Here is a 5264-nt window from a genome sequence, read left to right on the forward strand (position 1 = left end):
GCGCTCCTCGCCGCGCCTGCCCGGGAGGCTTGAAAAGATCAGAAATATGATTGACGGACATCCTCAGAGGTCTGCGGGCTTCGGGTGGGGGCGCGCGCGGAGATGCGGTACGCGGCAGCCCGCCGCGAGCCCAACCCCGCCTCCGATCCGCGCTCGGGCTACGCCCTCGCTTACGCGCGTCGTTCAAATCCGCCTGACGGCGGATTTCCAACGCCGCTTGTCCGTCCGCGCCTTTCCAGGCCATTTTTCGGGCTCATTTCGGCGCTTTGGGGGCTAAAAATGCCCCCCGCGCCTTCATTTCACCCAAAAAATGGCCTCGAAAGGCGCTGCAAGGCCGCCTGCAACTCGCCCCGAGTGTCCCGCTACGCGTGAAACTCGGGGCCACTTGCTTTTCGGCGGCCTACCTGCCAGGCGCGGACTCTGGACCGCGCCCGGCACCGTCCCGACCGCGCGGACGCGTTCGGGACTGGGGTCGCGCCCGATGGGCGCTCCGCGGCATGGTCTCTCAATCCTCTAGGAATTTTTAACAGCCCCCTGAGTAGATCCTCGCTGCGCACGCAGCGCCCCCGTTTCGCCTGAGAGCGCGTAGAACCCCCGACCTCGCGGCCAGAAAACGGCCGCGCCCTACGCCGCACCCGAGGCGGCTGCGGCTGAGGGCGCTGCCCGCCTTCGGCGGGCGCCGTTTTCTCGGCCACTCGGTCGGGCGCGCTCTACGACTCACATGGGGCGCCGCGTGCTCCGCTCAACAGCCCCGAGCGAGCAGCCTAAAACCCCCGAAAACAGCCCTAAAACCGAGTTTTCCACAGTGTGGACAAATTCTTTCCATTGTGTGGAAAAACGGCGAAAAGTTTTTCCATTGCGTGGATTATTCGACAAAATATTTTCCATAGTATGGAAAACCTCGTTGTAAGAACAGCTTACATGTTGGTTCTGCGCCGCCTACAAATAACAAGGCCGAATCCGCCAATGCATATCAGCGTGACTGTCGCCTGTTCCGGTATCACTCCGGTTGCCCCGGCGGAGATGCTGATGCCCGGGGTTGATTCATATGCCCATTCATGGATGACCACATAGATATCGTCATAATCCGCCGTGATTCGCGCCCATCCGTAGTATGTCTGCCCATCCGCCTCGAATTCCAGCCCCATATAGCCATTTTCAATTCCAGCCCACGGCCCGGAACTCACCGTATTGTCGTCAAGCAGCCTTATCCATTGCACCATTGTCTGCGAACCGCCTTGCCAATAGTCCGAAAGCGATTGATCGATCACGGTTCCGGCGGACAACGGACCCCCGGCCTGATTTGCGCCCTGTGATGTCACAGAGAATTCCGCCATCAAATTGAATGTGTACAGAAAATCGACAATGGAATCCTGATTCAAATCCATTGGCAAATAGCCGGTGTCGATGTCCTGTATTCCCGACCATACGATGCTCGGGAACGCGCTTGCGCCGGGGCCGAAAGCCAACACGCCGCATACTATCGACAATGCTAAGAAGCTGTGCACGGCGCAGTTCATCACCATTTACGCCGCAGGGCCAGAAAGAGACCCCCGGCTGCCAGCAGGGCGGAGGTGGCAGGCTCCGGGACGGCTCCCGCACCCGCAAGAATGCCGACGCCTGGATCGGTCTCGTAACCCCAACCGTAGATTTCGGCATAGGGACTGTCAGACGACGCAAACAAATCGATCCATCCATAATGGGTGTTTCCAGCGATGTCGAATTCGATGCCCATGTAGGAACGCGGGAACCCCCCGACGCAGGTATACCCCCCAGAGCCTTCCATGCAGATGATCAGACTGTTGAACTCTCCATTTTCACCAAACCAGTCCAATCCGTCCTCTCCACTGTTAGGGCCGATCTCGAATCCGCTGGGAAGTGGCTCCATCGGCCCGCCAATATCGTTTCCACCGGTAGGCCGAACCATATATTGGTTGCCGCTTTCAGACCTGACTCCAACCGATGCGGGATTCGCTCCGAAGAGATAGTCGGTAAAACCATCGCCGTTCAGGTCCAGCCGCTCGCGTTGCGTCCATTGCCCGCTTCCATCAATCCAAAGGACAATTGGCTCGGCCAGCCAAGTGACCGCGACAATTCCCCGGCACGGCGTTGCCGCCGACAGGGCAAGTGCAAGAACACCAATCAGCCGCGCCGGGGTTTTCATGGTCACTCTCCCGTTTCCCGGCGGAGCCGCCAATAACGAACATCCACATCGAATTCCGGCAGGATGGCGTTGCTCCACGACTCAGTGATCAGCATTCCCACCGTCGCCCAAGAACCGTCTGTCAGGAGATTCGTGGTGGTTTCAAGGTGCAGGTATTCGCCGGGTCCGCATTCAAACTCGACCAGAAATTGATTGGTGGAAAGCGAGCGTTCGATGTGGGTGATCTTTGGCGGGAGCGGGGTATCGCCGGAAGTCAAAACGGACACCCATTGGTTGGTGGGTGTTGGCCCGCTAGGCAGTCCGCCTGAATGGACGACGACAATGCGATAGATTCCCGTAGCCGGAGCGGCAATCACGACCTGCTCGATATTGTTGCGATCATCATAGCCCGTTGTCGCGGCCGCGGCTCTGGCCGCTTCGGTTTTGTTCGTGAGGTCGGGATTCAACACCCAAGGCAGGAAGGTTTGCGAGCCGTCTACCGTCTCCACGCGCAGGTCGATGTTGTGCACCAGCATGGGCGTGGTCGGATCGATGGTGACATTTGTGGACGGGACACCAGGCGGATCGCTCCAAACTCCTGTGAGTTTGAAAGGGGAGCCATCCAGCATGACCAGCCAGGAATTTGTTTCGCCGACAGCCAGCTCGATTTCCTTGATATGGGTGCCGCGTCCGTCGGCGGCGTCGAGTTCAATTTGGCGAACCGCCGAAACGCAGTTATAAAGTCCCCAGCCCGTCAGATAGTCGGGCCCGGCGTTCCAGAGATCATCGGCAGCATGAATGGCGAGAGCTTTCAGAGTCGAGCCTCGATAATCGTCAACTTCAGTATTCAGACTCGGGAATATCTGTCCGCGTCTTTGCAGCGGCAAAGCGAGACCAGCGGTCACACCCGGCGCGGCAAAACTGGTGCCCTGCTGATATTGCCAATCGCTGTCGCCGTCCGAGTCCGGAGTGACAAGGTTGAAGGGTCTCAACTCCGGATGTCTTTCACCCACAGCGACCACATCCGGCTTGATTCGTCCGTCGTCGGTCGGGCCGCAAGCGCTAAATCCGGACAATGCCATGGGAGAGTTAGAGGCGTAGCCCAAGTAAGCATAGGAATCAATCATATGGTATACATCGAGTACCGAGCCGACGGTCAGCACATTCTTTGCGGTCCCAGGCGCCGCCATCGTGTCGAACCCGTAGGTGTCGCCATCTCCATTTCTCCAGTCGCGCTCATTGGCTGCCGGGTTCGTGATGTGAACCCAGTTGGTTCCGCTTTTTATATAATAGTTTGTGGCAATACCAGGGCCGGATAATCGGTCATTGCCGGCGGAATAGATCAACAGGTGCCTTGTGGCGCTGGCATTGAGAAATTCGTCGAGATCTTCGCAGCCCGTTCCGTCATCAAGTATAGGCGTGTACAAACCGAATTTCGGATCTTCTGCTAAGCCATAAGGCCCCCGCCATACCCATGCATTTGAAACCGGTTCATCCTGCAACCTCCAGCCGTTGGCTAGACTCCATGAGTGGTTGGACAGTCTCAAGCCCGACTCATTGGTCGTCCCCGCTGCCGCATCTGGAAGTTCGGAACTGAAATAATTGATGTCAAACGCATCGACATTGGCTTGATAGGCTACGCCGCGCATGGCGTGGCCGTAATACGAACCAAAGTAGCTGACACCTCCGGCGGCCATGGTCCCCGCAACGCCCGTTGCGTGATAGTTTAGCGGAACGGGATTGGTGGCGTTCTGGTCCATTTGAACGACTCGGCTTTGGAACTCAACATGCGATTCGCGGACGGCCCCGTCCACTTCCCACATGCCGAGCACGATATTGGTCCCGGTGAGGCCTAGGCCCGTGCTTGCAGATGCCCAAGGCGTCAGATTTGTTGGCCAGAGCTCGTCTGCGCTGATGGATGCGGCGGCAATCTGGTTTTGGCTAACGATCCAAACGGGCTCACCGCCCAACTCGCCAGCCAGCACCGCATATTGATCCTTCCCAATAAGGGTTTTCCTTTCGACTTCGAGACGGGCTGCAATCTCATCCAACTTGCACTCCACCTCGTCCCGCTTGGCCCAGCGTTCATCGGCCACGCTCAACAGGCGGTTTTTTTCCTGTTTGGCAACTGTTGATCGGTAGTCGGTAGGTTCAGCCGCATTAGGGCGATTCAAATCGCGCAGGATGGGTTGCGCGGCCTCGATTTTCTGCTGCCATCTCTCTTTTGCGGCCTTCGCCGCTGTCGCCGCGTCTTCGGCCTCTGCCTTTTGTGACGCGGAGAATCCAACGAATTCCTCTCGCCTGGGCTCTTCGCCGAAAGACGGCAGTCCGACTTCCGCATTCACATCCGTCATGCGTTGCCAAGAAGTATGCGCCACCGAGTAAGCGCGTTCATCTTCCGCAGACAAGGCAGCGGTGTCCCCTGCATATGAGTGCAGACAGATGAGCGAGAAGCAAAGCGCGATCAGCCAAACGACATTTTGGGTTCGAGTCTTCATCATCTTCCTCCTTTGATGCATCTACAGGCTATGCACTTTCCATTGCCCATCTCTTACCCAGTGAACTGGCCTGTCATTCTCTCGCGATTATTTCCGTTTGGCGAGCGTTTTTATCAGTCGTACGGGGGTTTTGGAAGAGACGGCGATTGGGCTGGATTCGGGTAGGGTGAGCGAGGTATCCTAGCAACATCGGAATGCAAGCAATCCGCATTCCAAAGCAAGAGGAAGAGAAGGATCTATAGCCATCTAGACAATTTAATGCGTTAACGCGCAGTATCGTTTCTCCCAAAAACTGGCAGTTTTTATACCGAGACGACCTGAGCGAAGACGCGCCCGTATGGGCGCGGCTTCAGCTTTGTGTTTCGGTATGGGCATGCCAGTGCCTAGGGAGAGATGCGAGTTGGAGTTCGCGCCTCTTTTTTATGCCTGCAACGCCGGGCAAGCGGCGTGGATCACGAAATCCATTATGCCCGCCAATAAAATACATCCAACAACAACCCGTCACGACCGGCTGTCCAGGATACTATTAATCCGGCAATATAATAGTTATACAGCTGCATAGCGGACACGGGGGTGTTCGAACAGGCGGGCGACCAGGTTGGGGTTCCTTTGGTTGCGAACCA

The 5264-nt window shown here is 57.1% G+C and carries 3 protein-coding genes; all 3 read right to left on the reverse strand.

Going from position 1 to position 5264, the window contains the following annotated elements; translation table 11 throughout:
* Positions 1-917: 917 nt before the first annotated feature.
* From EOL86_11765 to EOL86_11775, 3 genes are read right to left on the reverse strand one after another with little or no spacing between them, the layout of a single operon-like run.
* A complete protein-coding gene (locus EOL86_11765) occupies positions 918-1520 on the reverse strand; it encodes a hypothetical protein (protein NCD26251.1) in 603 nt (200 codons plus the stop codon).
* Positions 1520-2164: a PEP-CTERM sorting domain-containing protein gene (locus EOL86_11770; protein ID NCD26252.1), complete on the reverse strand. Its 645-nt coding sequence runs from the start codon at positions 2162-2164 to the stop codon at positions 1520-1522. Before EOL86_11770 ends, EOL86_11765 begins: the two co-directional genes overlap by 1 nt.
* A gap of 2 nt (positions 2165-2166) precedes the next feature.
* Positions 2167-4662: a hypothetical protein gene (locus EOL86_11775; GenBank protein ID NCD26253.1), complete on the reverse strand. Its 2496-nt coding sequence runs from the start codon at positions 4660-4662 to the stop codon at positions 2167-2169.
* Positions 4663-5264 lie beyond the last annotated feature (602 nt).

This window comes from Deltaproteobacteria bacterium, assembly GCA_009930495.1.
GTDB lineage: Bacteria > Desulfobacterota > Desulfovibrionia > Desulfovibrionales > Desulfomicrobiaceae > Desulfomicrobium.